We start from the raw sequence: 431 nt of genomic DNA on the forward strand, positions 1-431 counted from the left end.
TAAAACAGGGGTGTTAAAACAGGGTAACGGACAACCGGAACGGATTGACCGTACTATAACATCTTTTTGATAAGGCAGGATGCGGTTCGGAACAGGCAACCTGAAAAACAATGTTTTTTGTTTGCTTATCCGCCAATCTTTCGTTATCTTTGTCAAAATGAAGACAGCAGACGGTACTTTCGGGTACGGTCATTGTCGTGACATGGAAGATTCATACTCGGCTTGGAAACAGGCAGAGATTGATATACATATTGTACGTTCACTGAACGTCTTGGAATAGAAAACTGACACTTATCAAAAAGACAAGATGTATAGCAAAATATTCATACTGTATGTTTATACAGCAGGGGCTTGCTTATCTGCCTTTTAAGTATGTGGAAAATCCAGTGTAAGCTGCCCCCTAAAACCAAGCGATTCTGCCCCCTTGTGCT

Annotated in this window: 1 protein-coding gene; it reads left to right on the top strand. The window is 41.3% G+C overall.

Translation table 11 applies throughout. The features are described from left to right. The first annotated feature begins 79 nt into the window (after positions 1-79). A complete protein-coding gene (locus DWY55_RS20710; protein ID WP_007761432.1) occupies positions 80-280 on the top strand; it encodes a hypothetical protein in 201 nt (66 codons plus the stop codon). The last annotated feature ends 151 nt before the right edge of the window (positions 281-431 follow it).

Source organism: Bacteroides sp. AF25-38AC (assembly GCF_003602995.1).
GTDB lineage: Bacteria > Bacteroidota > Bacteroidia > Bacteroidales > Bacteroidaceae > Bacteroides > Bacteroides uniformis.